Origin of the sequence: Shewanella waksmanii (assembly GCF_043643685.1) — a bacterium.
Taxonomy (GTDB): domain Bacteria; phylum Pseudomonadota; class Gammaproteobacteria; order Enterobacterales; family Shewanellaceae; genus Shewanella; species Shewanella waksmanii_A.
In genome coordinates this window covers 87,018-112,802 of the sequence record NZ_JBHZSN010000005.1, presented here as the reverse complement: position 1 = coordinate 112,802, position 25,785 = coordinate 87,018, and the positions used below count along the sequence as shown (strand labels likewise).

The 25,785-nt window shown below is 45.8% G+C and carries 29 protein-coding genes and 1 pseudogene; 13 read left to right on the top strand and 17 right to left on the bottom strand.

From position 1 onward, the window contains the following. Positions 1-762: 762 nt before the first annotated feature. The 3 genes and pseudogenes from ACHUFW_RS09265 to ACHUFW_RS09255 form a co-directional block, all read left to right on the top strand. Positions 763-849: pseudogene (locus ACHUFW_RS09265) on the top strand (type B chloramphenicol O-acetyltransferase); the annotation flags it as partial. A gap of 220 nt (positions 850-1,069) precedes the next feature. After that, positions 1,070-1,654: a CatB-related O-acetyltransferase gene (locus ACHUFW_RS09260; RefSeq protein ID WP_394202438.1), complete on the top strand. Its 585-nt coding sequence runs from the start codon at positions 1,070-1,072 to the stop codon at positions 1,652-1,654. A gap of 19 nt (positions 1,655-1,673) precedes the next feature. Next, the gene (locus ACHUFW_RS09255) at positions 1,674-2,027 is read left to right on the top strand and encodes a hypothetical protein (protein ID WP_394202436.1); all 354 of its coding nucleotides are present in this window, start codon (positions 1,674-1,676) and stop codon (positions 2,025-2,027) included. Between the two features lie 59 nt (positions 2,028-2,086). Here ACHUFW_RS09255 and ACHUFW_RS09250 read toward each other — a convergent pair whose 3' ends face one another. Beyond that, positions 2,087-2,443, bottom strand: a complete 357-nt coding sequence (locus ACHUFW_RS09250; protein WP_394202435.1) for a nuclear transport factor 2 family protein — start codon at positions 2,441-2,443, stop codon at positions 2,087-2,089. A gap of 304 nt (positions 2,444-2,747) precedes the next feature. Here ACHUFW_RS09250 and ACHUFW_RS09245 point away from each other — a divergent pair, with 304 nt between their 5' ends. Both ACHUFW_RS09245 and ACHUFW_RS09240 read left to right on the top strand, forming a co-directional pair. Then, positions 2,748-3,146 (top strand): DUF4345 domain-containing protein, encoded by a 399-nt coding sequence (locus ACHUFW_RS09245; RefSeq protein WP_394202434.1) that lies wholly within the window; start codon positions 2,748-2,750, stop codon positions 3,144-3,146. A 56-nt stretch (positions 3,147-3,202) separates the two neighbouring features. Further along, entirely contained in the window at positions 3,203-3,607 is a 405-nt protein-coding gene (locus ACHUFW_RS09240) for an MAPEG family protein (protein ID WP_394202433.1), read from the top strand. 9 nt (positions 3,608-3,616) lie between these two features. Here the strand turns inward: ACHUFW_RS09240 and ACHUFW_RS09235 are convergent, their stop codons facing one another. Next, positions 3,617-4,393, bottom strand: coding sequence for an AraC family transcriptional regulator (locus ACHUFW_RS09235; protein ID WP_394202432.1), 777 nt, complete (start codon positions 4,391-4,393; stop codon positions 3,617-3,619). A gap of 99 nt (positions 4,394-4,492) precedes the next feature. Here ACHUFW_RS09235 and ACHUFW_RS09230 point away from each other — a divergent pair, with 99 nt between their 5' ends. Then, positions 4,493-5,620: a multidrug effflux MFS transporter gene (locus ACHUFW_RS09230; RefSeq protein WP_394202430.1), complete on the top strand. Its 1,128-nt coding sequence runs from the start codon at positions 4,493-4,495 to the stop codon at positions 5,618-5,620. Here ACHUFW_RS09230 and ACHUFW_RS09225 read toward each other — a convergent pair. The 8 genes from ACHUFW_RS09225 to ACHUFW_RS09190 form a co-directional block, all read right to left on the bottom strand. After that, on the bottom strand, positions 5,617-5,829 hold the full coding sequence (locus ACHUFW_RS09225; protein ID WP_394202429.1) for a DUF7661 family protein: 213 nt from the start codon (positions 5,827-5,829) through the stop codon (positions 5,617-5,619). The genes ACHUFW_RS09230 and ACHUFW_RS09225 overlap by 4 nt on opposite strands. A gap of 166 nt (positions 5,830-5,995) precedes the next feature. Continuing rightward, positions 5,996-7,390 carry a tetrathionate reductase family octaheme c-type cytochrome gene (locus ACHUFW_RS09220; protein ID WP_394202428.1) on the bottom strand — a complete coding sequence of 465 codons (1,395 nt, stop codon included), beginning with the start codon at positions 7,388-7,390 and terminating at the stop codon, positions 5,996-5,998. A gap of 46 nt (positions 7,391-7,436) precedes the next feature. Continuing rightward, a complete protein-coding gene (locus ACHUFW_RS09215) occupies positions 7,437-9,149 on the bottom strand; it encodes a DUF3373 domain-containing protein (RefSeq protein WP_394202427.1) in 1,713 nt (570 codons plus the stop codon). A gap of 158 nt (positions 9,150-9,307) precedes the next feature. Then, positions 9,308-9,628, bottom strand: coding sequence for a c-type cytochrome (locus tag ACHUFW_RS09210; RefSeq protein ID WP_394202885.1), 321 nt, complete (start codon positions 9,626-9,628; stop codon positions 9,308-9,310). Positions 9,629-10,001: 373 nt separating this feature from the next. Continuing rightward, a complete protein-coding gene (locus ACHUFW_RS09205; RefSeq protein WP_394202425.1) occupies positions 10,002-10,310 on the bottom strand; it encodes a hypothetical protein in 309 nt (102 codons plus the stop codon). Positions 10,311-10,459: 149 nt separating this feature from the next. Beyond that, positions 10,460-11,674 carry a 4Fe-4S binding protein gene (locus ACHUFW_RS09200; protein ID WP_394202424.1) on the bottom strand — a complete coding sequence of 405 codons (1,215 nt, stop codon included), beginning with the start codon at positions 11,672-11,674 and terminating at the stop codon, positions 10,460-10,462. A gap of 224 nt (positions 11,675-11,898) precedes the next feature. Then, entirely contained in the window at positions 11,899-12,546 is a 648-nt protein-coding gene (locus ACHUFW_RS09195) for a DUF2959 domain-containing protein (RefSeq protein WP_394202423.1), read from the bottom strand. Positions 12,547-12,606: 60 nt separating this feature from the next. Next, complete coding sequence (locus tag ACHUFW_RS09190; protein ID WP_394202422.1) at positions 12,607-12,831, bottom strand: hypothetical protein; 225 nt, start codon at positions 12,829-12,831, stop codon at positions 12,607-12,609. A 97-nt stretch (positions 12,832-12,928) separates the two neighbouring features. Between ACHUFW_RS09190 and ACHUFW_RS09185 the strand changes: the two genes are divergently transcribed. The 5 genes from ACHUFW_RS09185 to ACHUFW_RS09165 all read left to right on the top strand — a co-directional run bounded on the left by ACHUFW_RS09185 (position 12,929) and on the right by ACHUFW_RS09165 (position 16,396). After that, positions 12,929-13,912, top strand: a complete 984-nt coding sequence (locus ACHUFW_RS09185; RefSeq protein WP_463602308.1) for a virulence factor BrkB family protein — start codon at positions 12,929-12,931, stop codon at positions 13,910-13,912. A 3-nt stretch (positions 13,913-13,915) separates the two neighbouring features. After that, complete coding sequence (locus ACHUFW_RS09180) at positions 13,916-14,860, top strand: alpha/beta fold hydrolase (RefSeq protein WP_394202421.1); 945 nt, start codon at positions 13,916-13,918, stop codon at positions 14,858-14,860. Then, positions 14,857-15,429: a hypothetical protein gene (locus tag ACHUFW_RS09175; protein WP_394202419.1), complete on the top strand. Its 573-nt coding sequence runs from the start codon at positions 14,857-14,859 to the stop codon at positions 15,427-15,429. The genes ACHUFW_RS09180 and ACHUFW_RS09175 overlap by 4 nt, the downstream gene beginning before the upstream one ends. Before the next feature lie 62 nt (positions 15,430-15,491). Beyond that, on the top strand, positions 15,492-15,935 hold the full coding sequence (dtd, locus tag ACHUFW_RS09170) for a D-aminoacyl-tRNA deacylase (RefSeq protein WP_394202418.1): 444 nt from the start codon (positions 15,492-15,494) through the stop codon (positions 15,933-15,935). Further along, positions 15,935-16,396, top strand: coding sequence for a thioesterase domain-containing protein (locus tag ACHUFW_RS09165; RefSeq protein WP_394202416.1), 462 nt, complete (start codon positions 15,935-15,937; stop codon positions 16,394-16,396). Before dtd ends, ACHUFW_RS09165 begins: the two co-directional genes overlap by 1 nt. 146 nt (positions 16,397-16,542) lie before the next feature. Here ACHUFW_RS09165 and ACHUFW_RS09160 read toward each other — a convergent pair whose 3' ends face one another. Further along, positions 16,543-17,928 (bottom strand): DUF4397 domain-containing protein, encoded by a 1,386-nt coding sequence (locus tag ACHUFW_RS09160; protein WP_394202414.1) that lies wholly within the window; start codon positions 17,926-17,928, stop codon positions 16,543-16,545. A 323-nt stretch (positions 17,929-18,251) separates the two neighbouring features. Here ACHUFW_RS09160 and ACHUFW_RS09155 point away from each other — a divergent pair, with 323 nt between their 5' ends. Both ACHUFW_RS09155 and ACHUFW_RS09150 read left to right on the top strand, forming a co-directional pair. Next, entirely contained in the window at positions 18,252-19,166 is a 915-nt protein-coding gene (locus ACHUFW_RS09155; protein WP_394202413.1) for an AraC family transcriptional regulator, read from the top strand. A 262-nt stretch (positions 19,167-19,428) separates the two neighbouring features. Continuing rightward, complete coding sequence (locus ACHUFW_RS09150) at positions 19,429-21,003, top strand: Ig-like domain-containing protein (RefSeq protein ID WP_394202411.1); 1,575 nt, start codon at positions 19,429-19,431, stop codon at positions 21,001-21,003. Here ACHUFW_RS09150 and ACHUFW_RS09145 read toward each other — a convergent pair. The 6 genes from ACHUFW_RS09145 to ACHUFW_RS09120 form a co-directional block, all read right to left on the bottom strand. Further along, positions 20,967-21,179 carry a hypothetical protein gene (locus ACHUFW_RS09145; RefSeq protein ID WP_394202410.1) on the bottom strand — a complete coding sequence of 71 codons (213 nt, stop codon included), beginning with the start codon at positions 21,177-21,179 and terminating at the stop codon, positions 20,967-20,969. The genes ACHUFW_RS09150 and ACHUFW_RS09145 overlap by 37 nt on opposite strands. 156 nt (positions 21,180-21,335) lie before the next feature. Continuing rightward, entirely contained in the window at positions 21,336-22,079 is a 744-nt protein-coding gene (locus tag ACHUFW_RS09140; RefSeq protein WP_394202408.1) for a hypothetical protein, read from the bottom strand. 18 nt (positions 22,080-22,097) lie between these two features. Continuing rightward, positions 22,098-23,336 (bottom strand): beta-ketoacyl-ACP synthase, encoded by a 1,239-nt coding sequence (locus ACHUFW_RS09135; RefSeq protein ID WP_394202406.1) that lies wholly within the window; start codon positions 23,334-23,336, stop codon positions 22,098-22,100. Next, positions 23,336-24,061: a 3-ketoacyl-ACP reductase FabG2 gene (locus ACHUFW_RS09130; protein WP_394202404.1), complete on the bottom strand. Its 726-nt coding sequence runs from the start codon at positions 24,059-24,061 to the stop codon at positions 23,336-23,338. The genes ACHUFW_RS09135 and ACHUFW_RS09130 overlap by 1 nt, the downstream gene beginning before the upstream one ends. A 37-nt stretch (positions 24,062-24,098) precedes the next feature. Then, positions 24,099-24,596, bottom strand: a complete 498-nt coding sequence (locus tag ACHUFW_RS09125; RefSeq protein ID WP_394202402.1) for a hotdog family protein — start codon at positions 24,594-24,596, stop codon at positions 24,099-24,101. Next, positions 24,593-25,780, bottom strand: a complete 1,188-nt coding sequence (locus ACHUFW_RS09120; protein WP_394202400.1) for a beta-ketoacyl-[acyl-carrier-protein] synthase family protein — start codon at positions 25,778-25,780, stop codon at positions 24,593-24,595. Before ACHUFW_RS09120 ends, ACHUFW_RS09125 begins: the two co-directional genes overlap by 4 nt. Between the last annotated feature and the right edge of the window lie 5 nt (positions 25,781-25,785).

Below are 25,785 nucleotides of genomic sequence, written 5' to 3'. Positions count from 1 at the left end.
TATCCCCGATGGGCAGGAAGCCCAAAGAGGGGGGTTGCATGTTTTGGGATGTGCTTATCCCCGATGGGCAGGAAGCCCAAAGAGGGGGTTTGCATGTTTTGGGATGTGCTTATCCCCGATGGGCAGGAAGCCCAGAGAGGGGTTTGCATGTTTTGGGATGTGCTTATCCCCGATGGGCAGGAAGCCCAGAGAGGGGGTTTGCATGTTTTGGGATGTGCTTATCCCCGTTAGTGGTTTTTGCTTGCAGCAGGCTATTGCACCGATGCTTCAGCGAGGCGCTGTGAAGCCATCCATGGCCGCTTAGCGGTTTCATCCCTGAAACCGATACTCGCAGCCGCATCGGCACCGGATAGATTAATTCTTCGATTAAGCTTGGTTTGAAGTAAAAAGTTGATTATTTATTAAACGCGGTAACGACCTTGGGGGATATAAGCAGGGTGCAGATATGCTTATCCCCGCTAGTGGTTTTTGCTTGAAGCAGGCTATTGTGCTGATGCTTCAGCGAGGCGCCTTCTTCACGTTGCCGTAGAGGCCGCACCAACATGCTTACGCCCTGTCTTGACGTGTTCGATCAAAATGTCTATCAGGAGGTGATTGGGCTAACGCATAGTAAGCAAAGACAAATTTGCTAACAACAAACTGAAAGTCGATATCGGTATAGCGGTAGTTTTCAACCTTATTGATGGGGCATAATGTGGGCAATCCAACCTTGTGAGTGCACAGCACGACGTTATTATGATCAACTTTGAGTGACATAAATAGATGAACTATTTTGCTTCGCCGTTTACGGGAATACCACTAAACCAACAGGTCACTAACCCCAATATTATTGTTGGTGAATACAGCTATTTATACCAATCGGCATAAAGATGTGATCGCTCAGCGAGAGTTTAGCGCTTGTGAGACAAGGCAACGAATGAAGGGCATAGTTACTCTACGTTCAAGTTCGTTTACACAGTATCAGAAGTGCTAAAACTCGCCCTTTGGGAGCTTTTTTGGCTGCCTACTTCTTCGTTGAATAACTTCCCAATAGAACCACTATTACTTAAGTTATTCGTCTCGAACTAGTTTGCCAAAAAAAGCTCTGAGTAGAGCACTTTCTTATGCCGATTGGTATTATTACCATCGCCATAGCTTTGATGATTGTGCTAGGTATCTAGATCCAAATAGAAATGATGTGGATAAGCTCATCATCGGCCGCTTTTGTTCGATAGGCTCAGGAGCAGTGTTTATGATGGCTGGAAACCAGGGGCATAGAAATGATTGGGCAAGCACTTTCCCCTTTTTCTATCAGGATGATGACAATTTTACTGGCGCTGTCGATGCCTTTGTCCCAGCAGGGGATACCGTGATAGGTAATGATGTCTGGATCGGTTCTGAAGCGATGATCATGGCGGGGGTTAACGTTGGCGATGGTGCTGTCATAGCGAGTCGAGCTGTGGTGACTAAAGATGTTGCGCCCTATGAAGTTGTTGGTGCTAACCCGGCTAAGCACATTAAATTTAGGTTTACTGAGGCTGATATAACCAAGCTACTGGAAATGACTTGGTGGAATTGGAAACCTGCACAGATTAAAGCGGCGATGCCTTATTTGTGCTCGGGAGATATCCATCAGCTTTATCAATATTGGTGCAGTGAAGTACGAGCTAAGTAAAAGGTCAATTAATTACCCAATGCGGTTTGAGCGATTTCAACGAAAACAACACCACCATGGCAAGAATATCATCGCAGTAGAATATGACCGCTTAACGACGCGGTTATCCATTAGCTGTAATGGTGATAAGTTGTTGTCTAAATATATTTTTCTCCCCTACATGACAACAAGTATCGTGTTGGCTGGCGAGCGTTTTTCAGTTCGCATTTTTTGGTTCATTCTATGGGGTGCCAAGCTTATCGATGAAAAAGGGTGTTTAGTCATTGATGAGTTGCTTCCAGAGCGGCGGCGCAAGTCAATTGGGCATTGCTGTTATTTGGGGTTAATTACGTCGATTAAGTTAGCGCTGGTGTATATTGCTAGTACCCAATAAAACCCTGAGGGTACTTTAACAGCGGTTGCAGGTACCCCAACCGCTGACGAGGATGGATGTTAATTGGGGATTGGTAAGTTGTGGGCTTTTAGAAAACTAAGTTTGTCCCAGTAACCTCGTTGCAAAACAATTAAATCATTTTCAAATTGGAAGAAACCACAACCTCGTAGGCCGATAGGGTCTTTCCATTCCAAAATAGCCCATTGACCATCTTGGAAGATATTTTCAACGATACAGACCATGTCGGCGGTAGCAAACTCATCGGTAAACATCTGCTTAATGGCGCTTTTTCCAACAACAGGTTCATTTGCAACCTGATGGTTAACTGCATGCTCGCTATAGAAATTAGCAATGGTTTCAGCATCGCCTTGGTTAAATGCATCAACCCATCTTTGAACAATTTGTTCTGGCTCCATAGCTTTACTCCACTCAGATATCGAATCAAATTCACTTTGCTTTAGTGTGGAGCCAATAGCAATATCGTTGAATAAGCAAGGCTGCAAAGAGTGATGTTTGCCGCGATTTGTATCTGGTGCGGTACATAGCCCACTAATGGGTGATTGCTGAGTGGTGCAGACTTTGTTAGTTTCTCGATATTATAAGCTTTTAATATGATTGATAAAAAACGAGTTTACAAGGCAGCTTTACTGGCAGTGGTCACTGCCACGATACCTTTGCATGGATGTGATGTTGATTTAGACTCGTTTTGTTGGGGGTGATATGTCGAAACTTCTTGTTTATGCAACGGCGGTTTTCTTTATTGGCTATGGGGTGGGTTTCATAATTTGGCCGATGGAAATCGCCAATTGGGTGACAGACGGGGCACCCAGTGTGCCATCCGCAAAAATAGATTTAAGGGCGACTTATGGTGGAGCACAACTGGCCATTGGGGTGATAATGCTGATTATTGTTCAGCATAAACAAGATATTGATTTGGCATTAGTCATGGTCGGTCTATGTTTACTGCTGATGGCATTGGGTCGTTTAGTGGGGATCATGACTGATGGTCAAGCCAACGCCTTGATGTATGTCTATTTGATTGCCGAATTAGTGTTTGGCTTTGGTGCATTTTTCTTGAGAAAACGTCACAGCGACACTCAAATTACGGCGTCAAGCTAAAGGGCTGTATAAGGACAGATGTTGAGTTGTAGATTAATGAAAAGGACAGTGCAAATATGGATTGGTTAGCACCGTATAATATGACAGTGATAGTTATTGGGGCAACAGGATTGTTGTTTTTTATTCAGTTAATCGTCGCAGATATCATTGGGATTCGCCGTAAACACACACCCGGCACCCAAATCAATGAAGGACATGATAGTTTGTTGTTTCGTAGTGGTCGTGCATTTGCCAATAGCAATGAAACCGTGGGCATTTTTGTGCTGTTTACCCTGTTCGCGATATTTTCTGCTGCGAGTCCCAGTTGGGTAAATGGTTTCGCGGTGATGTATTTACTAGGCCGTGTCGCGCATATGCTGTTCTACTATGCAAATATAAAAGTGCTGCGCAGCGTATCTTTTGCTGTTAGTGCGAGTGGTTTGTTGGCGATATTTATGACCGGGCTAGTAGTTTGGGTGTAAATGACTCCGTTAGCTGTGTTGTTGCTTGATAAAATACAGTGGTGTTTGGCCGGTTTGCTTCTTAAAAAAGGCAATAAAAGCGCTGTCTGAGCAAAAGTCGAGTCTATGGGCAACCTCGCCAACCGGCATTGCTTGCGATAACAATTCAATGGCTTTTAACAAACGCCACTGCAGTTTCCAATCTTGGTAGCTCATGCCTGTTTGCGCTTTAAATATCCGTGTGATGGTCTTAGGGCTTGCGCCAACTGTCTTAGCTAATGTTGTGATTGACGGCACTTTAAAATCAGCTTGCAGTAGTTGTTGGCGAAACTTAGTTAAGCGGCGATTATCGGGTATCGGCAACTGAAACGAGTGTTGTTTAGCGCCATTGAATTCTTCCCAAAATAACGCAGTTGTATTGTGCATTAAAGGCTCTGGTGTATCCCATGGCCACAATGCCATTTTATCAATCAGTGCTTTCAATAGCCCATCAACTTCAATCATGGTGATATTTTTTGGGGTAGTGAATTTATTGCAGTCGAAGTACACCGAGCGGTAGCCGACAACATTGGTCATTTTAGCTTGATGAGCAGTATTAGGTGGGATCCATACGGCTTTGGTAGGCGGTAGTACATACATTTCGCTGCTTAAAGCAAAACTGATGCAGCCATGAGAAGCAAACAGCAATTGCCCTTTTTTGTGTTGATGAACCCCTGAATCATGTTGACCGACATCCGCGGCAATGCCAACCACACAATTGCTAATGCTATCGGGATTGAAACGTGTATTTACCTGTATGACTGCCATTTGTCTTATTTTTGATGTTTTTGGTTTTAATATTGATATTGGCTATAGGTTAATCGCTTTTAAACTGCACGCCAAGTTATCTGTTATTGAGAGTGTGTGATGAAAACGAAACCAAATTTGTGGTTAATGGTGATCATGTTAATGGTGCCGCAAATTGTTGAAACCATATATAGCCCAGCCCTTGCATCTATTGCGCTGTCTTTTGGAGTGACGAATGGGCAAGCGGCGCAAACTTTGTCGGTGTATTTCTTTGCTTTCGCCATGGGTGTCATTGTGTGGGGCATGTTAGCTGATAGATTGGGTAGACGTCTCACTATGCTAATCGGGTTGCTCACCTACGCAGCTGCCAGTTTGTTTGCCATGCTGACTGACAGTTTTACGGGGGTGATGGTTGCTCGTGCTGTGAGTGCATTTGGTATTGCTGTGGGCTCTGTGGTGACTCAAACGATGTTGCGTGATGCCTTTAGTGGTTCTGAGCTTGCTAAAGTATTTAGTTTGATGGGAATGGGCATTGCCTTGAGTCCAGTACTAGGGATGTTTTTAGGCGGCCAATTGGCTCAGGCTGGTGGCCATCAGTGGGTGTTCTGTACTTTATTCATTATGGCTTTTGTATTGTTTGTATATAACTGTTTAAAGTTACCTGAAACTCAAACCGAAAAACGTTCCATGCCATTAAATGGTTTGATATGGCGTATGCTTAATGACTGGCTGTTGTGGCGCATAGGGCTATTGGTCGGGTTATTTAATATTGCACTGTTTTCTTATTATCAGCTGGGGGCAATGAGCTTTTCTCAGTTGGGATTGGGAGCCGAGCAATTTGGCTATAGCGGTGCATTATTGGGCGTGGCGACGTTATTAGGTAGTTACGTTAATAAGTTAATGATTAAGAAACTGGTGTCATTGACGATATTATTGCGCTTTGCTGTGCTGTTGTTAACTCTCGGGGCTGCTGGGGTTTATCTGCTACAAAATTCTATCTGGTTCATCGGGCCAATGGTTTTCGTGGTGATGGCCTTTGCAATAGCTATTCCCAATTTACTCAGTATTGCGTTGGTGGAATACCAACAACATGCTGGTAGTGCTGGTGCGATATTTGGTTTGATGTATTACCTAACGATTGCAGCAGGATTAGCACTGGCAGGTGTTGCGCAAAATTTAGCATTAGTGCTTATTGCATGTAGTGTTGCTACCGTATTGGTCATAGGGAGACATAATCTGTCTGATTAAATGCGTGTGACTGTCGGGTTGTGCTGGCTAGCTTGTTCATGAAATATATCATCCAAATAGCTGCATAGTTGTTCACTATGCAGCTCTGCTGGTATCACTACATCATAGACACGGCGGCGCATTCCCGTGCCCGACTCGACAAAGAGTAGCCATTCATTTTGGTGTCGGTGTACTGACATTAAGGTGCCAAAAACGTTAAATTTGTGCATGCTGCGGCCTTGTGACTAAAATCAGTGGATTCAACTTGAGTGTATCAGAGTTTAGTGCAGGTAGTTTTTACAAAAAAGCCAGCCGTTATAGGTGAGGTAAACGGCTGGCAAAGCAAGCGCATGGAGTGGGAGCTCATTTCGATGAGTGCTATGCGCTTAAGCAGGGTTAGCGGGCGTGACGAACACCCGTGTTGTTTTTCATTGGGTCACCGTCGTAGCCCAGTGCTTGCCAGTCAAGGCGGCCCCCTTTGGCGTTATGACACTCTTTACACTGCAATGCGGCTGACTTGGGCGATACCATATGGTTAATTGGCCACCACATTTCGGTGGCCGCAAAGCCATACTCGCCGCTAAAGCGAATGCCTTTTTCCACCATAGTGGCATTTTGCTGCATGCCTAACTCAGCGGCTTTAGCCCAGTCGAATGTTTTCCAGTAGCCGCCTTCGCCAAAAGTTTTAGGGGTGATAAAAATGTTGTGCTTCTTGTCGAAAATCTGCTTACCCGTATGAACTTTAAACGGCGCAATTTTGGCTTGCGGATCGCTAATGCTGCCGAGAGGATAGGTGAGCTTAGTGGTGACATTAGGATCCATTTTATCCCCAGGCATATAGGCATCAGCTTTGCCGTTGTACCATGCATATTCAGGCGTGACTGATTTAGCCCAAACAAAGTCGCCTTTTTTCTTCATATAGCTATGCTTGCCATACTGATCGATAGTTTGTGCTCTATCACTGCCTGCTGTTGACCAATCCCAGCTCATTTTCGTGGGTTCATTTTTGGCAAACACTGGGATGTGACAGGTTTGGCAAGCAATGGCTTGGCTGTGCTGGTTAAGCTTCGCTTTTTTATGAGGCTCAGCTTGATGGCAGTTACTACAGCCGATAGGGTTATCCCCACCGGGTGAGACGCCCATGGCGTTGCCTGTGATTTGATGGTCTTGAGTGACGTGACAATCTTGGCATTGGAAGTCATTACCATCAGTATCCATGTGAACGTCAGTGGCTTTGTCAGGATATGACATGGAGGAGTCTAAATCACCATGTTTGACCCCATCTCCGCCACCACCAAAGAAGTGGCAACTGCCGCAGTTGTCTCTAACTGGGCGGCCGACATTCTGTGCTACGCGAGTCAGGTTGACCTTAGCGGCCACTTCGCCCGCGCCAGCTGGATCTTTAACATAGGTGCCCGTGGTATCGTGGCATATCAGGCAGTCGACTTTGGTCATGTCGCTAAAGTCGAAACCGTTATCTTTCCAGCCATACCCAGCATGGCAACTGGTACAGCGCGGTTCGTTACTTGATATTGCCACACAAAAGTTATTGATGCTGTTCTTCTTGCCTCTTTTCACCGTTCGGTTGGGGAGTTGTTGTTCCAGTTCCCATGTCCAATGGGAGGATTTCATAAAAGCACTGGCATGCTCTTCGTGGCATTCGATACATTGGCTAGTGACTTCACTGCCATTGGTAAACGGGCCGCTGAGCATTTCGCTATGATCTTGGCTTGCCCAACCTGAGCCACTTATTAGCAGGCTCAACAGTAGGGTCCATATTGGGGTTTTCATCTGATTGCTCCTTGCCCCCTTGCGGTTTACAAGGGGGCTATCAAGACTAGAAGTTAACGGTTAACGAGGCGTTGATATCAAAGGCGGTGTCGACTACCGGTAACATCGAGTAGGCACTGCCAGCTAAGATGTCATCAATATTCTGTGGTGCACCAACGGGAGTGCCACTGCCGGTGTATTCGTAGTCGTAATAAAGCCCTGCCAGCTTAATGAACATGTGTGGGTTAACATCGAATATGTAGTAGGCTTCACCCACATGTCCGCGAGTCGCAAGCTTGCTACCAATGGGGTCGTCTTGGGCTTGGGTAAAGGGGGTCCAATATTTAGAGCCGTAGTTGTACTCGATACCAAATTTACCCAGTGGCGCCGGCATTTGTATCCCGACATAGACGCCATAACCATCTTTGGTGTCATTGTCATCGCTATGGGCTGGCATCATGATAATTTCTGAACCATCGGCATTCAGCTGTGCTTCAAATACCGCATCACTGAGCATGCCGCCAAACATGCCGGCGTTGCCATTACTTTCACTGCGAGTCCAGCCACCAGAGATAAACCACTTGATATCATTGGCTTCTTCACGGGCAAAGCCGATACCCCCTAAGTACATATCGCCGATCACTCCGCTGGGTTGCACCCGAGTTTCAAAGTTGAAGTTGCTGAACTTTTGCATGTCTTGATACATGGTGGGCGCAAAAATACCCGCTAGTTGAGTGGGAAATGCCATGGTGCCTTTGAAACCATCATTGATATCTTTAGCGCCAAATAAGGTGAATTGCAGGAAGTTGGTGCCATCATTGATAGCGTCAATGTTGAAGCCGCCTAGGTGGGTATCTTTAGTGACAATATCACCGAACATTTCGCCATTGCCCCATTGCGATTCAAACCCTTGGCCATAGCAGAAACGCACCACTTGACCATCAATACCGGTGATTTCACCGAGGTTATAGCCTAAGGTTGCACCATCAAAATTAAAGTTCACTAGATGACCTGAAGGGGTGCCACCCCGTTTCTCGTTTTCGCGATAATGGGTCGGTGGACCATAGGTTGATGGGCGACGACCAATAGACAAATAGGTGTTGGAACCGCCAATGTTTTTCCAATCAAAGTAAGCGCGCTCAACCCGCAGCCAGTCGCCGCTGGTGTTACCACTGCTGGTGCCATCCATGGTAAAAGAGCGCCAAGAGTCAAATACCTGGACGCCGGTGGAGTCCCCCCAGTTTTTATACATAGAGAGTCGACCGGCAAAATTCACGTTGTCCCACACCTTTGCCTTAATATTGAGTCTGAGTCGAGTGGTATAGAAAATGTCGTTATCTATATCTTGGGTACTTTTAGGAGCGAGTACATAGGGCATCACTCCTTGCAGTTGTCCCTGCTGAAATGCGGCTGCGAGTGATGGATTGGCTGCGAGCATTTTTCCTAAAGGTGAATCACTGTCGGTGGGTGAACCGAATACTCCGCCCATGGCTTTGCTACCAAAGTCATTGAAGTTCACCTTGATAGCTGGGTTCCAAGTGACATTTTGGTAGTGTAGCGAGTGGGCTTTGACGCGAAAGTCACCAGTGAGGCTAATACGATCAAGCGCCGTGTGACGCTCATTGTTATCGACGCGATCGTTCAGATCATCTAGCTCTTCGGTAATATCCGCAAGCTGCTGTTTAAGTTCGTTTATTTTCTGTGTGTCGCTGTCATTTGCCCATGCAGAGCCTGACATTACTAGCGCATTAGCAATCAAGATTGATAGTATAGTACGCATAAGGAATCTCCTTATGGCAGCACGAATCGAGTCCGTTTTTCGTGTTACCAAGCTGTCCATTTTTCATGATTTGAGGCAATTTTTGGCAAGCCGTTGCCCTAGGGGTATCCCTATAAATTGCTCAAATTAGGTTAAGTGTTTGCTAGTCGGTTTGAGCGTTAGCCGCAGGTTTGCGGTTGATCAGAATCGGCTGCATGGTCATACAGGAACTGCTGGATATCGAGCTTGTCTTTGTCAGAGAGCTGCTGAAACACTTCGGGATTTCCTTTGTGTTTGTTGCGTTTGAAATAACGATCCCACTGCGACATTGTTTTTGTCATGGGTGTCATTTCACCGCCTACATCACCTTGGCCATGGCAAACTTTGCAAGTTTTCTTATACAGGTGTTTGCCCTTTTTGGGGTTACCGCCATCCACGGCATACGCCGAGGTTGCTAAGGCTAAGCCGACAACCAAGCAACCGATCATGTTCATCATCATTTTCATCTTTTGGTCCTTATCCATCTTAGTTGATGGTGTGTTTTGTATTGATGAGAAGGTACTCATCTTGTAAATAAATTTACCAAATGTAGGTAGATGTGAATTTGATGTTGATCACTAATATCGCAAAAATCTAATTGATAAAAATATTGTTGAAAAAAATCTAATGAATGTAATTTAAACGATTGTAATTATTCTATTTTCTGCTTTTGTGAAAATAGAGGGAGGTAGGTTTTTGATGTAATTAAGCCGTGATCAGGATCACGGTTGATTTTTTTAGCTATTACTTAAGTGATACTTTTGCTACGACTGTTTTTACGGCGTCATATTGTGAGTATGATTGTGGCGATATACTTCTATGACGTATTTGAGTTTATTTGGACTTGCTGTCTATGTATCGACATACCGTCGCAATGAATGCTGGCATTAGAATAAACAATGCCGTTTTCGTACACCACACCATAATGAGCTGATCATAGTTATTGCGAGCAGCATCATATTGTGTCGGAAAAGCGTACACCATCAACCAGCTCAGCGGGGTTAGCAGTAGCAATTTTAGCTTTAGCCGATTAGCTTGCTGTTGATTGTCAATTTTATGAAACAGGCGAATCAGAATAGCGCTACTGATAAGTAGCGCTAGCATAGCAACGCTGGCTAAGCTAAATGCGATAACCATCCCCACAACGGCAGTCCTTCTATAGATGTTTTTGACCGTTATACGCTAGCAATGAGGCGTTAATTTAGTCTTAATCAACTGCGGTAATTACAGGAATTTTGGCATTATTAACAAATAATAATGCCAAGATCATTTTTAGCTAATTACCTTATGAATTAGTGGCCGATAGCATTGATATGTTGGATAAGATACATACGGATGCCATCAGGTGTTTGGCTTACCCAAAAGCCGTTTAAATAGGCGAACAATGGAATGGCAAATAGTAATGTCAGTAGCATGACTGCGAGGCCGGTGGATGATAGCTGCCAACCGTTACGGGTACTGAAAGTTAGCGATGCTTTTTTCGGACAGACGGCAACACAGCGCATGCACGCTTGGCATTCATCAGAGCGAACGGTGATCTGTTGATGAACCTTGATGTTGGCAGGACAGGCCCGAGTGCATTTGTCGCACTTCATGCCCTTGCTATCGATGAGGCAGTGCTGAGTGTTGCGACGTATTTTTAGCGGGCTTAAAAAGCTCATCACCCCAAGTAGCGCACCATATGGGCAAATATAACGACAAAACCCTTGGCGCCGCCATGCCGCTAACGCCAGAATAACGGCAAAGCAAGCGAGTGTGATCAGCCCTGGGGTGATAAAAAATAGCGCCATTTTTAAGTCGGCAATTTTGTGATAATTGCCATTTAGATAGTTGGGGATGGCCTGGCTTGGCATGCCAGCAATGATATAGATTAGTGCCAGCAATAGTAGGTACTTAAGCCCTCTTAACGGCCAGTCTATCCAAGCAGGTGGTAGCAACTCGCGCTTAACAAAGCGTTTTCTCAGTTTATATAGGTATTCGCCAGCCAAGCCTAATGGACATGCCCAGCCACAAAATGCGCGCTTGCATAATAAGCCAGTGAGCAGTACCACAGTGAGCATAACTGCTGCAGCAGGGTGTGTTTGATCCCATAGTCCCAAGGTGATTATGGCTTTTAATTCAATGCCGCCAGCAATGGGTAAGAAGGCATCCCCAACATCGGGACGCATTAACCAAGGCTCGATTCCCATTTTCAACATGATAGTGTTGGCGCTAAATTGAATAGCGACCAGTAACATAGAGATCGCCAGCCCATGATGAATAAGCTCGCGCAGGGTATTGATTTTGAGTTCACCATTGATGCTGTTTGGGAAGTAGCGCTTAATGATGCCTAGCAGACACGCCGCGATAACCGCAGCTAACAACATGGGCCAATAAAGTGTGGCAATTAAGGCTGAACTGAACAGGCCAAAGGCAATAGCTCCTCCCCATTTCTGGCCACTAAAGTACAGTAAGCTTGCTGCATAGAGCAGAGCAAAAGTCAGTGTGAGTGATTCAACGAAACTCATAATAATCCATCAATCGATACAGTCAGTAACGCTTGTGAGCCAGATTTATCAATTTGGTTCGTAAATGAGTATTTGATTTGTGACTATTGTCTAAAATGTGTTGCTGGACAATTTAAATCAGTGGTTTGGGTCACAGAGGGTAAAAAACAAGATTGCTAAAAAACCGGTTGGTTTGTTAGGTGACGATGCGGTTTGCTGTTAATCCAGCAAACCGCATTTGCTATTTATTGGCCTTCGATTGAAGCAATAAACTTGTTAGACTCTTCGATAGATTTGTTCATCTCTTTGATAAGACCAGAGATGTCGGTTTGTAAGCTGGCAAACTCACCTTTAATAGCACCAATCGCTTGCGCATTGAGGTTATGCTTTAGGTACAGCATGTTGTCCTTCATCGCCACCAGTACTGGCTCCATCTTACTTTCGGCACGCTTCATAGTGCGCACTAACTGATCATAGGAGCGCTGGGTTTCTCTGAGTTTAGTTTCACTATTACGGCGAAGGCTGGCTTTGCTTATCTCGCTAATCTCAGTTTGCCATTCATCAAATAGTGCTTCGGCGACATCTTCGACTTTACTGATACGATTACTGACATCATCGGCCGCTTCGCGTGATGATTCATATTCATCTTTAGCTTTGTTGTAGGCTTTTTCTAAATCGCCGCCGTCATGATTTAACAATGCCTGCATCTCTTCAAGCGCCGAGCTAAACTGCTCTTGTGCTTCTTCTTGAGACTCTTTTGCATCAGTGACGCGGTCAACCATAATATCGCGTTTATGGTAGCCCACTTTTTCCATTGCGCCGTAATAAGCGCTTTGGCAGCCGCCAAGTAATAACGCTGCGCTCACTAGCGCGATTGATAATCCTTTTTTCATCCTGAAACCACCTTTTCAAAACGCATATTGCTGAGATTTACGTTCTATTACCTTGGTTAGTTAACTTTTGTATCTAGCAGCATCAATAATGCACCAAATGTGCAAGGGGACTGCTACGATTAGGAATAACCCTAGGGTAAAGCTGGCAATACCGTATGCCGCGTAGGTGAATACGCAAAACAGAATTGCTGACATGATTCGGCCCTGCACAAGTTGGCCTAATCCAACGATAAAAAAGCTAGCAATTGCGGCAATTACATTGCCTGCAGATCCTTGTTGAGACATCAATTTTTTCCTTACACTTGTAAATCTTAGGTTATAAGCTTTATTGTACGAAGATACAGATTTTCGCCTCTTAACGCCAATGAATAACGAGATAGCTGTGATTGATAAAATAAAAAGCTCAGTAATTTATACCATTGTTCTGAGCATTTGGCATTTTGCACTCCACCTGCGTCAGCGATTGGCTGAAGACCAGGTTAATATTCGTGCCGGGCATTTAGCCTATGTGACCTTACTATCGCTAGTCCCTATGGTTGCAGTGACCATGTCGATGTTGTCGGCATTCCCCGTATTTAAGGGGATACGCGGTCAAATAGAGTCATTTATTTATGAAAACTTTATTCCCTCCGCAGGGGATAGCGTGCAGATGTATATCAATGAATTTGTCGCTAATGCATCAAAGGGGACCGCGGTAGGTATAGGCGCTCTAGTGGTGGTAGCCATTATGCTCATCTCTAATATTGATAAAGCCTTAAACGCCATTTGGCGAACCACGGAAAAACGCTCGATGGTGGTGTCTTTTTCCATGTACTGGATGGTGCTGACATTGGGCCCAGTGTTGATGGGGGCGAGCTTAGTGGCAACCTCTTATGTGGTGTCGCTAAAAGTCTTTACCGACAACGATTTTTCGGGTGTTGTGCCTTTGGTAGTTGAACGCCTACCTATGCTGTTTTCAGTGGCGACATTCTTATTGATTTATATGGTGGTGCCTAATACCAAAGTGAAGTTTTTCCATGCCTTACTTGGGGCCATTGTGGCGGCGTTACTGTTTGAGTTTGGTAAAAAAGGCTTCGCATATTACCTCACTCAATTTCCGAGTTATGAGGCGATTTATGGTGCCTTAGCCACCATTCCTATTTTGTTTGTTTGGGTGTATTTGAGTTGGATGATTGTGCTGATAGGGGCGGTGATCACAGCGGGGATGCCCGAGTATTTAGATACCCGTTTGGTGGCGCTACGTCGGCATTTTAGTCAGCAGCGAACGGTTGCTGAAGTGGATTCAACCTTAGAGACTTCTACGGCCTCGCAGTCAGATACAATCGATGCAAAAAACGGTGACGCGAATGTCACCAAAGGTCAGTAATCCTTGACGGAACACCTCGCTCTTCTTAGCCAAGATTGGCTAGATGTGGGCAATGGACATCAGGTCTTTGTCGCGCAATACGGTGACCCAGAGGGCACTCCAGTGTTGTATTTACATGGCGGGCCCGGTGCGGGCTGCCGCCCTGATGATGCTGCCCTGTTTGCTGGCTTACCTGTGCGCTTATATCTTGTCGACCAGCGTGGTGCGGGACGTTCTCGCCCCTATGCCAGTGTTGAACACAACCATTTGATCGCCCTACTCAGTGATATAGAAAAATTAAGGCAATGGGCAAATGTGGAACAGTGGTGGCTGTGTGGCGGCTCTTTTGGGGCGACGTTAGCCTTGTTATATAGCAGCTGCTTTCCTAAGCGTGTGAGCAAGCAGCTGTTGTGGGGCGCGTTTATTCCGTCCGCAACAAGTATTGAATGGCTGTATGGTCGTGATGGGGCTGCACAAATATTTTCTCATCACTATCAAAATTTTAAAGGTGATTTTAATGGTGGTGATACCGCGGCATTGATAGATTATTTCGTTGCGGGTTTGCAGCATAAAGATGAGCTTGTGCGGCGGCAGTTTCACCAGCGTTGGCAACAGTGGGAACAAGTTTTGGCAATGCCAATGGTGGACTTTTCAGCCTTTAATTATCAAGGGGAGTCACTGGCAAAAATTGAAGCGCATTATGCGCAGGCCGAATATTTTGAGGCAGAGAAAATTTTACAGCAGCGTGCCAACTTGATTGTGGCACAGACGGTCATCTTACAAGGTGAGCTCGATTGGGTCTGTCCGCCACAGGCAGTGAATCATTTCATTGAACAGTGCGACTTAAGCCATTTACGCTTACAGATCATTAATCACGGGTATCATGCCCTAGGCGATGATAAGATGCGGTTAGCGGTAATTTCCGCCTTACGGAAAATGATGAATAACAGAAAGGATATGCCAGAATGAAAAAAACCATCATGATATCTGCACTTTGTGCTGCATTAGTTGGGTGCGCATCAACCGATGAGGCAAAAACCAGTGATGTAGCAACTGTTGCACCCGAGTCTGTCACGCTTGGTGGAATGACCAATGAAGCTGCTGCCGATGCGTTATTAGCAGCACTGCTGAAGAAAAACTATCCGGCAACCAAAGTGTCACCCACGCGAGTTGGTGTGCAGTTCGATAAGAGTCAATTTGTCCTACAACCCAGTATTAATCCCGATGGAATCGACCGGATATTGATGAATCGCTTTTATGCGGTTCACCCGCAAATGGTTGGCAGCAAAGAGCTGTTAGTCTTGATTGGAACACTGAACCATAAACTTAACTTTGCCAAATTTACATTGCGTGAAAAAGGCAATGTGATTCAGGTACAAGGCGCAGCGACTTTTGTTAACACCATTGATTTAGAAGAGATCCGCCGTTTCATGTTGTGGACTGATGACGGTTTACATCAAGTAGGCAAGTCTTTGCCAGAAGGCTCAGAGGAGTTGATTAAACCGATTCCGATTATGAAAAACCCAGAATCAGCCTAGTCGCTAGGTATCCGGCTTTGTTGGCTAACAAAGCCTTTTATTGAAACGAGGTATAAGAGTAAGTGATAGCCCTGATCCAGCGCGTAACGCAAGCGCAAGTACAAGTACAAGTAGCCGGTGAAACGATAGGTGCCATTGATAAGGGATTATTAGTGTTGCTTGGTGTTGAGCGTGAAGATGACACTGAGAAAATGCAAAAACTGGCGACCAAGGTGATGAAATATCGCGTGTTTAGCGATGAAAACGGCAAGATGAACCTGAATCTGACTCAGGCTGGTGGAAGTTTGCTCGTGGTGTCTCAGTTCACTTTGGCGGCCGACACAGGTAGAGGATTACGTCCAAGCTTTTCTGGTGCGGGGACACCTGAGCAAGCCAAGCAGTTGTACTTAGAATTTATTGAATTCTGCCGTGATCAAGGGGTGAATGTGCAAACCGGTGAGTTTGCTGCCGATATGCAAGTGAGTCTGACCAATGACGGTCCAGTGACGTTTAATTTACAGGTTTGATGACCATGGAATTAACCGATCCGCTATTGTCACAATTGCAGCAAACCTGGTATCAAACCATCCCGCTTAGCCAATTTATGGCGGTAGAGCCGCTGAGTTTTGATGGAGAGCAGTTTTTGGTGACGGCGCCGCTAGCACCCAATATTAATCTGCATCAAACTATGTTTGCAGGCAGCATTTATACCTTAATGACGTTAACGGGCTGGGGCATGGTTTGGTTACAGCAGCACAAGCAAGGTGTGCAAGGTGATATTGTGCTTGCTGACGCACAGGTGCGCTATTTAGCACCGGTTGAGGAGCAACCAACAGCTTGTGTCAGTTGGGGCGACACTGACCTATCTTCATTGGAGCGAGGTCGCAGAGTTAAAATCCCGCTTACGGTTGAGCTTTATTGTGGTGAGACTTTATGTGCAACGTTTGTGGCTAAGTATGTCAGTTTACCTCTTAAGGTGGCGACTTAAATCGTAGACACTAGATGTTAAATACTAGGCGTTAAAATTTAGACGTTTAATAGCCAAATAGGTTATTGGACTCATTATAAGAAAAGGCGATCCCATGGGATCGCCTTTTCATTAGTTGGTAAAATTTGTACTGAAGTGTTTGGCGATTAATTTGCCACAAAATCATCCATCAGAATTACACCAAGAGGCGTACCACCGCCCGCAGCATCGACGGCTGCAACTGAGTAGATTCCACCGGCCATTAGACTGATGCTAAGTGGACCAATGGCGACATCTTTGCTGTCATGAGGCGTGACGCTGACGACATAGTCGCCGGCAGCAACTTCAAGGGCACCTGATGCTACCATGAACGGTACATCGCTTAGTGCAGGAGCTGCATCGCTAATGTCATCAGTGGCAGTCAGATAAATATCAACATTTCCAGCAGAGAACGACGCATGGGCAATGTTTAGTTTTGCTGCTGTTGCAACACGACGAGGGCTATCCATCAACACCCATGGCATGATTTCATCACCGAGTGAACCGATAGCTAGTGCTGAGTAACTCATGCCTTGATCAAGTGATACTGGTGCTTCATCAATCACTACCACACTGTTGTCAGCATCGGCTGCCACAGTCACTGTGTGTTCACCTTCAGGCACATTTAAATAGCCAGTCACTTCGCCAAAAGACAACATATCGACTGCGGCAGTCATTGAACCATCTAAAAATACATCGACAGCTGGTGCATCTGCAACCGCATGAACCACACGTAAATCAGCACCTGCATTCTTGTCTTGTATTAGCGCTTGGCCTTCAGGTAGCGCAGCTAACAATGCCACAGGCGAATCACCACTCCATACGTTGGTGACGGCAGTCAGTAAATAATCGGTTTCTGCAGCTAGGTTAATCGCACCTGAATCATATACCGCATCTTTCTGACCAGAACCTGTAATGCGTACTTGATAATCACCCGCCATAATTTCTAGCTGGTCAGTGTTATCCATGAAATCTACTGATAACGTGGGGGCCATATCTGTGATGTCAGCATCAACAGCTGTCACATACACGTCGACCAAGCCAACACCCACTGTACCGTGAAGTACTTGCACGCGAGCATATCCCGCAGCGATTTCACTAGTGGCATTGGCGATAAGTGCTAACTGTAGCGATTCACCAGCTACGCTGCCAACGGCAACCGCTGTGTATTCCATATCGGCTTCAGCCATGAGTTCGGTTGATAATACGGTTGCAGTCTCATCGCCTGGCAGCTTAGCATCTACAGAAATTGCATAGGTGGCAGATTCAACACTTAATAAGCCTGACGACATGGCGTAATCAACATCTGTAAGCAGCTCAGCATCATTGGCCATTACGTTAACCATGGGCGCATCGGCGCTGGCATGAATCACCCTGACCATCGACATTTCAGCGGGAGCAGGTGCAGGAGCTGGAGTAGGAGGCGGTGTTGTTGAGCTGTTGTCATCATCATCACTGCAAGCAGTGAGAGCGAGTGCTGCGCTGAGCACAATACCAAGATAAAGACGTTGCATAGCATATTCCTTCATTGAGTGTAGGTTACACTCGCTATACGCCTGCTTAAAAAATAACGATCACAAATTTTTAACGACTTTTTGTGCAGTGCCGTTAATTGGTGCGGATGTAGCATTGCAAGCTAACCCTATGTTTATGCAGTTTTTATTTTGGTGGTTAAAAGTAATAACTTTAATTTAATTAGTGGTTTATTGTTTAGGTTGTGCTGATATCTCTGGTCTGAAAAAGCCGTGTCTGCTAGCAGGTTATGATGCAGTTAACAGACAGTGTGACTATTGCGATGTAAAGTGCTTTTTAAGTAAACCCAGTTAAAAAACTTTCAATGACGACCAATAACGAGCAGATAAAAGAGGTGGTTCCACAGGTTAACTTTCGGGCGCCATGTAAGCAGAAATCCGGTCTAGAAATACTCGATTTAGGCGACTTTTATCAAAAGCTACACCGGTGTCGTTTTGATCCTGCCAAGCCTCATCGAATCAGTTACTACTGTTTTATCTATATTACCCATGGCTCAGGTGGGCATTTTGTTGATTTTGAATATTATCAATTTCAACCGGGAAGCTTTATTTTAATCAATCAAGATCAAGTACATGCCTTTGATATTGCCAGCCGTGCCCAAGGCAAAATGATTAATGTGACGGCGGCATTTTTTGATTCGATTCTTGCCAAAGTGCGTCTGCCGTTTTTTTCACTGTCTAACTTATTTAGTACGTACACGCCGCTAATTAATTTACCCGATGCGTCGATTGATACCTGTAATGTGTTGCTGGAAGAAATTAATAAAACTCAACAAAATGAATTGGATGATCCACTATTGGCACAGCTGCTTTTCAGCTCGCTGATCATGACTATTGAGAATCAGCAGCAACATCACGGTGAACATTTAAGTGATGTTCAGCAGCAGCGCTTTAATCAGTTTAAACAGTTGATCCATCAAACCACACAAACTCAGCGTTGTGCCGCAGATTATGCTGAGCGACTGCACATGAGCTATAAGTCGCTTAATCAGCTATGTCGCCATGCGTGTGGATTGACGGCAAAACAGTTAATCGACAACTACACCATATTGGAGGCTAAGCGGTGTTTAGCGATTGAAAGTGCGCAAGTTCAGGAAATAGCCTATCAGTTGGGGTTTGATGATGTGACTTACTTTGTGAAGTTTTTTAAACGCCATACTCAGCTGACACCTTCGCAGTTCCGTGCTCAGTTTGATCATGAAATGCGCCACCTAAACTGATTAAGTCATCTATTTAAGCAGCATGTCTTACTTTTGCTGCTGAGCTCACAAATCTTTGGCTCGGTTCGAAAATCACCATTTTTGGACCATTTACGCCATGTTATCACCACTTGCGTTAGGAGTAACTTGTGCGTGCTGGCGCTATCAATATGGCGCCAGTCATGCGGCGGGATGCTCTGTAGTTAGCTTTGTTAAAGCACACAATGAGTATCTGCGGACGCAAAATAACAATAGCAAAGCGTGAATATTCCAAGGATATGTGATGATGAATGTTGTAAACAAGCGTCAGTGGCGCAGATCGTTATTGCTGGCGAGTATGCTCAGTGTACTGGCCGCGTGTGGTAGCGATAATGATGATGTAGCGCCATTACCCAATACGCCTCCGGTGGCTAATCCGGTTGATGCTAAGGCACAAGTGGGCGAGTCTGTATTAATTGATGCACTTGCCAACGATGAAGATGCTGACGGCGATCCTTTAACCCTAACTCAAGTGCAATTGCAATCAGGCAGCGGCCAAGCGTCCATACAAGATAATCAAATTTTATTTGTTGCAGAAGCAGCGGGAACCAGCGTGATTGAATATCACATCAGTGATGGCAATGGCGGCGAGGCGCAATCGATTGTGACCGTGGTGGTGACAGAAAGTGGTGAAATTTATGTTGGATCTAACCAATGTGTTGCGTGTCATACAGATAAGCAGACCTTCTTTGAAACAGGCCACAATTTCAAGTTTACTAAAATTGAGAATGGCTTAGCACCGAGCTATCCATTTACCTCTATTGACGGTGCCGTGGATTTGATTGATGGCGTGAAAAACACCCTAGGCAATCCAAATGGTTGGAGTGATATCAGTTATGTCATTGGTGGCTATAAAACCAGTGCCATGTTCCTTGACCAAAATGGTTACATCATGATTGGTGATAAAGTGGGCACGGCAGTGGTGCCTAAAGGTCATCAAGTGACTCCCGAGATGATGTGGCCATATCATCAAAATGATGCACCAGACTCCCATGCATACGACTATTGTGGTCGCTGCCACACGACAGGGTGGAAGGATTATACCGAGGCCGCGGGCGATTATCGTAATCTCAACCGTCAGGACGACATGCCTGGCATGGGCGGGACATTTGCGATGACCGGCGTACAGTGTGAAAGCTGCCACGGTGCTGGTGCCGACCACGTGAAAGGGCCGTCCAAACAAAACATTATTAAGTTAGCGACCGCCCGCCAAACTGCAGACTTCTTAGCCGAAGATATGGCTTACGGCCAAGCAGTTGCGTGTAGTGAATGTCATACCGTTGACGATGCCATTAAACGTTATCCGGATTATGTCTCACCACTTAATAGTGTCTTCGGTGGCGATAGCCAAGGTGGCCGTATAGATAAAAACGGTGGCGGATTAGGTGGCCGCGGTGGACGTCATGCGGCGACAACCATGATTGGTATCGATCCTGACACTGGCGAAGCCATGGGTAAGAAAAAAGATTTCGCTTGCTCGACATGCCATAACCCGCATCGTTCGGAGCACAATCAAAATCAGCCAGGTCATGAAGATGCTATGGTGGCGCAATGTACTGATTGCCACACTATGGAATTTAACCCCGGCAATGGTGGCGGTATAGTCCATGAGATGATGGCCAAGTGTGTTGATTGTCATATGCCAAGTGAGTCGCATATGTTTAGCATTAATTTAGACCAACCGTCTGATCACCCAAGTCATTTCTCTGCCGACGGCCAATACAACAAGCCTTGGCTAAGGGCATCAGATAGCTGCCAGACATGCCACGCTGATGATTACGATCAACGTGCGGCGGCCATAGGTACCATCCACAAATAATACCAATCTGTATAAAGATTTGATCGCTCAGCGAGAATTGGGTGCTTCTGAGGTAAGGCGACGAGTGAAGAGCATAGTTGTTCTACGGTTAAGCTCGTTAACACAGCATCAGGAGCACCAAAACTCGCCATTGTGGCGCGTTTTTGGCTGCCTACTTCTGTGTTGAATAACTTCACAAGGGAACAACCATTGTTTCAGTTATTCGCCTTGAATTAGATTGCCAAAAGCGCGCTGAGTAGATCAACTTCTTATACAGGTTGGTATAATACCAATATGAACAAGCCACCAAGTGCTTTGGTGGCTTGTTAACTTGTTATTAAAGCTTTATCGGCCTAATAATAGGCGCGTAAATATTTGGCAGCGTAGCGCTGGAGCTTTTTCTCACTGGCAGAGCTTGCAAGCTGTTCGATCGTCGGGCGGTATTTCTCTTCACTGCTGCTAGCGAGTGCTTTTGCCATAAACGCATAGGCCTGAATAGCCAGTTTGTCGTGTTTTAGCAGTCGGGTATCTAACAACTCATTGTTAAGGGTCTCAAGCACTTGCTCAGTATAAACACCGCGATTGATGATACGCTTGGCGGCATTTAGCTTTAATTGCAGGTCATCACTTCTAATGGCATTACTTAATACGTTACTGCGTTGATTAAAATTGTCATCGTATTGGCTTCTGTCCGCAAGAATTGGTGCCCAAACTTGATATTTCTCTAGGTTTTTAAGGGACTTTTTGGCGTATTTTTGCAGCTTACTATGGTAATCACCATTGATGATCTCATTGTAAGTGGCGATATATTTCTCATCACCTGAATAGGCGAGCCCCTTAATTAACCAGGCACTGTAATCTATGCTGTGGCGATCAACGGCCAGTGGCAGTGAAGCGAGTAGCTTACTGTTTAAGGTGTCGTATACTTTGGGATCATTGAGTCCAGCAAGCACTAAAGAGGCGATCGCATCTTTTTGCTTTTCAACGTTATCGCCTTGGAAGATTTCGATATATTGAGCTTCAGTAAGCGGTTTGCTATACGCACCCCCGCTCACTATAGCCATGCTTAAGCATAGTGCTAAAGAGAGCTTTTTCATTAGATATCCTATCTATGATTATTTCCATTTTTTAAATATCAGCGACGTATTGATGCCACCGAATGCAAAATTATTACTCATTACATAATCGGTATCAATACGACGAATGTCTTCGCGAATGTAATCTAAGGTGGCACATTCGGGATCGAGTTGTTGTAAGTTCAAGGTGGGGGCAAACCAGCCTTCATTCATCATCTCGACGCTGACCCAAGCTTCCAATGCACCGCAAGCACCTAACGTGTGGCCGGTATAGCTTTTTAAAGAAGAGATTGGCACCTTGCTACCAAACACCGCATGGGTTGCATGGCTTTCTGCAATATCTCCGCGGTCAGTTGCGGTACCGTGTGCATTCACATAGCCGATTTGCTGTGGCTCAATGTCAGCATCGGCAATTGCGTGGCGAATGGCCACTTCCATGGTTTCGGCGTGAGGCTGAGTGACATGCAAGCCATCTGAGTTAGTGCCAAAGCCAACAATTTCTGCATAGATGTGGGCGCCGCGAGCTTGAGCATGACTGAGCTCTTCTAATACCAATGTACAAGCACCTTCTCCAATGACCAAACCATCACGATCTTTGTCGAACGGGCGTGGTGTACCATGGGGATCATCATTGCGCGTGCTGGTGGCAAATAGGGTATCAAATACCACAGCTTCAGTAGCGCATAGCTCTTCGCCGCCACCGGCTAACATCAGTTTTTGTTGGCCATACTTGATGGCTTCATAGGCATAGCCGATACCTTGGCTACCTGAAGTGCAGGCGCTGCTGGTGGTATGAACTCGCCCTTTAAGGCCAAAATACACCCCGACATTTACCGCGGTGGTATGGGCCATCATGCGGATATAGCTGGTGGCTGTCACCCCAGACATATCGCCATGTTTAAGCATATCGCCAAATGCGATTATAGGGTCTGTGCTGCCAGTCGATGAGCCATAAGCGATGCCCATGTCTCCTGATGTGACAACAGGATCATCCAGTAAACCGGCACTGATGAGTGCTTGTTCAGATGCATAGGTTGCCATCAGTGACACTCGTCCCATAGAGCGAACTTTTTTGCGTGAATAATGGGCAGGTTTTTCAAAGTCGGTGACCGGCGCGGCAAGGCGGGTATTAAGGCCAGCGTATTTGTGCCAATCGGTCATATGCACCACGGCATTTTGTTGATTTTTCAATGCAGCGGCAATACTTGGCCAATCATGGCCGAGGCTCGATACGCCGCCAAAGCCAGTGATCACAACACGTTTTGTTGAGCTAGCCATTAGATCATTCCGCCGTTAACTGAGATAACTTGGCGAGTAATATAGGCAGCATCATCTGACATTAAGAAGTTTGCTAAAGCCGCAATTTCTGAAGGCTGCCCCATACGGCGCATCGGTACTAAATCCTTAACCATGTCTTTAGGAATATCATTGACCATATCCGTTTCAATCAGCCCTGGTGCAATGCAGTTAACGGTGATTTTACGTTTGGCTAGCTCTAAACTCAGGGCTTTAGTTGCGCCGATGATACCTGCTTTAGATGCACTGTAATTGACTTGACCGCGGTTACCCGCAATACCTGATACCGAGGCCATAGTGATGATACGTCCACCCTGACGGCCTTGTACCATAGGCATAACAGTGGGGTGAATGACATTGTAGAAGCCATCTAAATTGGTGTGAACCACATTATCCCATTGTGTTTCACTCATGGCTGGAAACGCAGTATCGGCATTGATACCCGCATTAAGAATGACGCCATAGTAGGCCCCATGATCAGCGATGTCTTGTTCAATAGCTTGTTTAACTGCCGCGCGATCGGCGATATCAAATTGCAACAAACTGACTTGTGCACCTAGTGCGCTTAACTGTGCTTGGGTGTCAGTAGCAGCTTGTTGATTGCTATGGAAATGCAGTGCAATATCAAAGCCTGTTTCGGCTAGCTTTTGGGCGATAGCTTTACCGATTCCACGGCTAGAGCCGGTGACTAATACTCGTTTTTTCATGGTCTAATTACTTTTCCCTGTTACACAAATATCCAAATTATTGGATGCTTTGAGAAATATAAGCTTGGGCATCTTGCGGTTGAAATACGTTGACGTTGGCACTGGCGACTACCTGGTCTTGATGAAGTATTTGGCAGTCAAACACGGCCAACCCGGTATCTTCTTGATACAAGCGAGTGACTCGGGTGAAATAGCTCGCTCCCAGCTCAAATCCGTTAATGTGCATTTCAAGTTTACGGCTACCAAGCAGGAAACCAATACAAATAGGCAGATTGTTGGCTTTGGCTTCAACGCCAGCCAACGCGGCAATGGTTTGCGCCATATACTCGATGCCCACATAGTTTGGCACTTGTTGTGTAGCTGCATCAAAATAAGCGCTGCTTGGCGATATCACCGTTTCAGACAATAAGTTGTCATCACAATAAGCAAGTATGCGGTCGATCAAAATCATTGGCTCACGATGGGGTAAGTAATTGGCCACATTTTGCTTGGCTAGCACCGGATCGGTGTGCGCGGGTGTTAATGGGAGATTCATTTATCACCTCTAGCAAAAATAACGCTGGCGTTACTACCACCAAATGCAAAAGAGTTACTCATAATATAGCGCAGAGGCTTTACTTGCTGCGCTGATACTAGCGGTAAATGTGGATTGCGCTCATCTTGGCTACCATCACCAATTTGCGGCGGTAATTGTTGCTGGTCATTGCAATCGCTAAGTAGCAGATAGCAAAATGCCGCTTCAATAGCGCCCGCGGCGCCTAGTGTGTGCCCAGTTAGCGGTTTTGTCGAGCTACATGGTGGCAAGTTGCCAGTAAAAACTGCGCTAATGGCACGACTTTCCATGGCATCGTTTTTTGGCGTAGCTGTACCATGTAAATTGACATAATCGATATCTTCAGCCTGCAAATTAGCTTGCTGTAATGCGGCGTTCATTGCCGCAATTGCGCCGCGGCCATCAGGGTGAGGCGCAGAAATATGGTGGGCGTCACTCGACTCGCCTACGGCGAGCAGTTGTACCTCGGCTTTACCCGTAGTGACAGTGAACAGCGCGGCACCTTCACCAATATTGATACCGTCTCGCTGTTCATTGAAAGGTAAGCAGTGACCGCTAGCAATGGACTCAAGCGAGTCAAAGCCGTTGAGGGTGAGTTTACATAGGCTGTCAGCGCCGCCGACAATCACCATATCGCATAGGTCTGCGAGCAATAATCCACGTGCGCTGGCAAAAACCTTAGCACTGGAGGAGCAGGCAGTTGACACCGTATAACATGGGCCGGTGACACCGAAGTACTGGCTCACAAACTCACTGCTGTTGCCCAGTTCTTGCTTTTGATAGCGATAATCACCGGGGAGAGTGGCATTTTCATTTAAGTAAGATAGCGCTTGTTCACCGCGGTTAATGCCTGAGGTGCTAGTACCAATGACTACCGCAACCCGCTTTGCGCCATAGCGTTCAATCGCTTGGTCCACTTGCGGTTTTATTTGCAGCATTGCACTGAGCAGTAACTGGTTGTTGCGGCATTCGTATTGCGAAAAATCACTGGGTAAGGCAGGTAGGGGGTCAGTGACCGCACCGACTAACACCGATTTATTGGGGATCAAATCATCACGCCACACCATGCCTTGGGTGTTGCCCTTAATGAGATTATCGACAACAGCTTGGGCTGTTTGCCCAAGTGGGGTACATAAGCCCAAGCTGGTTATTGCTATATCGGTCATGGTGT

Excerpts from the sequence above, each read along its gene's own strand:
- ACHUFW_RS09255 (WP_394202436.1), top strand. The coding sequence starts at position 1,674 with ATGCGGTTTGAGCGATTTCAACGAAAACAACACCACCATGGCAAGAAT.
- ACHUFW_RS09250 (WP_394202435.1), bottom strand. The coding sequence starts at position 2,443 with ATGGAGCCAGAACAAATTGTTCAAAGATGGGTTGATGCATTTAACCAA.
- ACHUFW_RS09245 (WP_394202434.1), top strand. The coding sequence starts at position 2,748 with ATGTCGAAACTTCTTGTTTATGCAACGGCGGTTTTCTTTATTGGCTAT.
- ACHUFW_RS09240 (WP_394202433.1), top strand. The coding sequence starts at position 3,203 with ATGGATTGGTTAGCACCGTATAATATGACAGTGATAGTTATTGGGGCA.
- ACHUFW_RS09235 (WP_394202432.1), bottom strand. The coding sequence starts at position 4,393 with ATGGCAGTCATACAGGTAAATACACGTTTCAATCCCGATAGCATTAGC.
- ACHUFW_RS09230 (WP_394202430.1), top strand. The coding sequence starts at position 4,493 with ATGAAAACGAAACCAAATTTGTGGTTAATGGTGATCATGTTAATGGTG.
- ACHUFW_RS09225 (WP_394202429.1), bottom strand. The coding sequence starts at position 5,829 with ATGCACAAATTTAACGTTTTTGGCACCTTAATGTCAGTACACCGACAC.
- ACHUFW_RS09220 (WP_394202428.1), bottom strand. The coding sequence starts at position 7,390 with ATGAAAACCCCAATATGGACCCTACTGTTGAGCCTGCTAATAAGTGGC.
- ACHUFW_RS09215 (WP_394202427.1), bottom strand. The coding sequence starts at position 9,149 with ATGCGTACTATACTATCAATCTTGATTGCTAATGCGCTAGTAATGTCA.
- ACHUFW_RS09210 (WP_394202885.1), bottom strand. The coding sequence starts at position 9,628 with ATGATGATGAACATGATCGGTTGCTTGGTTGTCGGCTTAGCCTTAGCA.
- ACHUFW_RS09200 (WP_394202424.1), bottom strand. The coding sequence starts at position 11,674 with ATGAGTTTCGTTGAATCACTCACACTGACTTTTGCTCTGCTCTATGCA.
- ACHUFW_RS09195 (WP_394202423.1), bottom strand. The coding sequence starts at position 12,546 with ATGAAAAAAGGATTATCAATCGCGCTAGTGAGCGCAGCGTTATTACTT.
- ACHUFW_RS09190 (WP_394202422.1), bottom strand. The coding sequence starts at position 12,831 with ATGTCTCAACAAGGATCTGCAGGCAATGTAATTGCCGCAATTGCTAGC.
- ACHUFW_RS09175 (WP_394202419.1), top strand. The coding sequence starts at position 14,857 with ATGAAAAAAACCATCATGATATCTGCACTTTGTGCTGCATTAGTTGGG.
- ACHUFW_RS09165 (WP_394202416.1), top strand. The coding sequence starts at position 15,935 with ATGACCATGGAATTAACCGATCCGCTATTGTCACAATTGCAGCAAACC.
- ACHUFW_RS09160 (WP_394202414.1), bottom strand. The coding sequence starts at position 17,928 with ATGCAACGTCTTTATCTTGGTATTGTGCTCAGCGCAGCACTCGCTCTC.
- ACHUFW_RS09155 (WP_394202413.1), top strand. The coding sequence starts at position 18,252 with ATGACGACCAATAACGAGCAGATAAAAGAGGTGGTTCCACAGGTTAAC.
- ACHUFW_RS09150 (WP_394202411.1), top strand. The coding sequence starts at position 19,429 with ATGATGAATGTTGTAAACAAGCGTCAGTGGCGCAGATCGTTATTGCTG.
- ACHUFW_RS09140 (WP_394202408.1), bottom strand. The coding sequence starts at position 22,079 with ATGAAAAAGCTCTCTTTAGCACTATGCTTAAGCATGGCTATAGTGAGC.
- ACHUFW_RS09135 (WP_394202406.1), bottom strand. The coding sequence starts at position 23,336 with ATGGCTAGCTCAACAAAACGTGTTGTGATCACTGGCTTTGGCGGCGTA.
- ACHUFW_RS09130 (WP_394202404.1), bottom strand. The coding sequence starts at position 24,061 with ATGAAAAAACGAGTATTAGTCACCGGCTCTAGCCGTGGAATCGGTAAA.
- ACHUFW_RS09125 (WP_394202402.1), bottom strand. The coding sequence starts at position 24,596 with ATGAATCTCCCATTAACACCCGCGCACACCGATCCGGTGCTAGCCAAG.
- ACHUFW_RS09120 (WP_394202400.1), bottom strand. The coding sequence starts at position 25,780 with ATGACCGATATAGCAATAACCAGCTTGGGCTTATGTACCCCACTTGGG.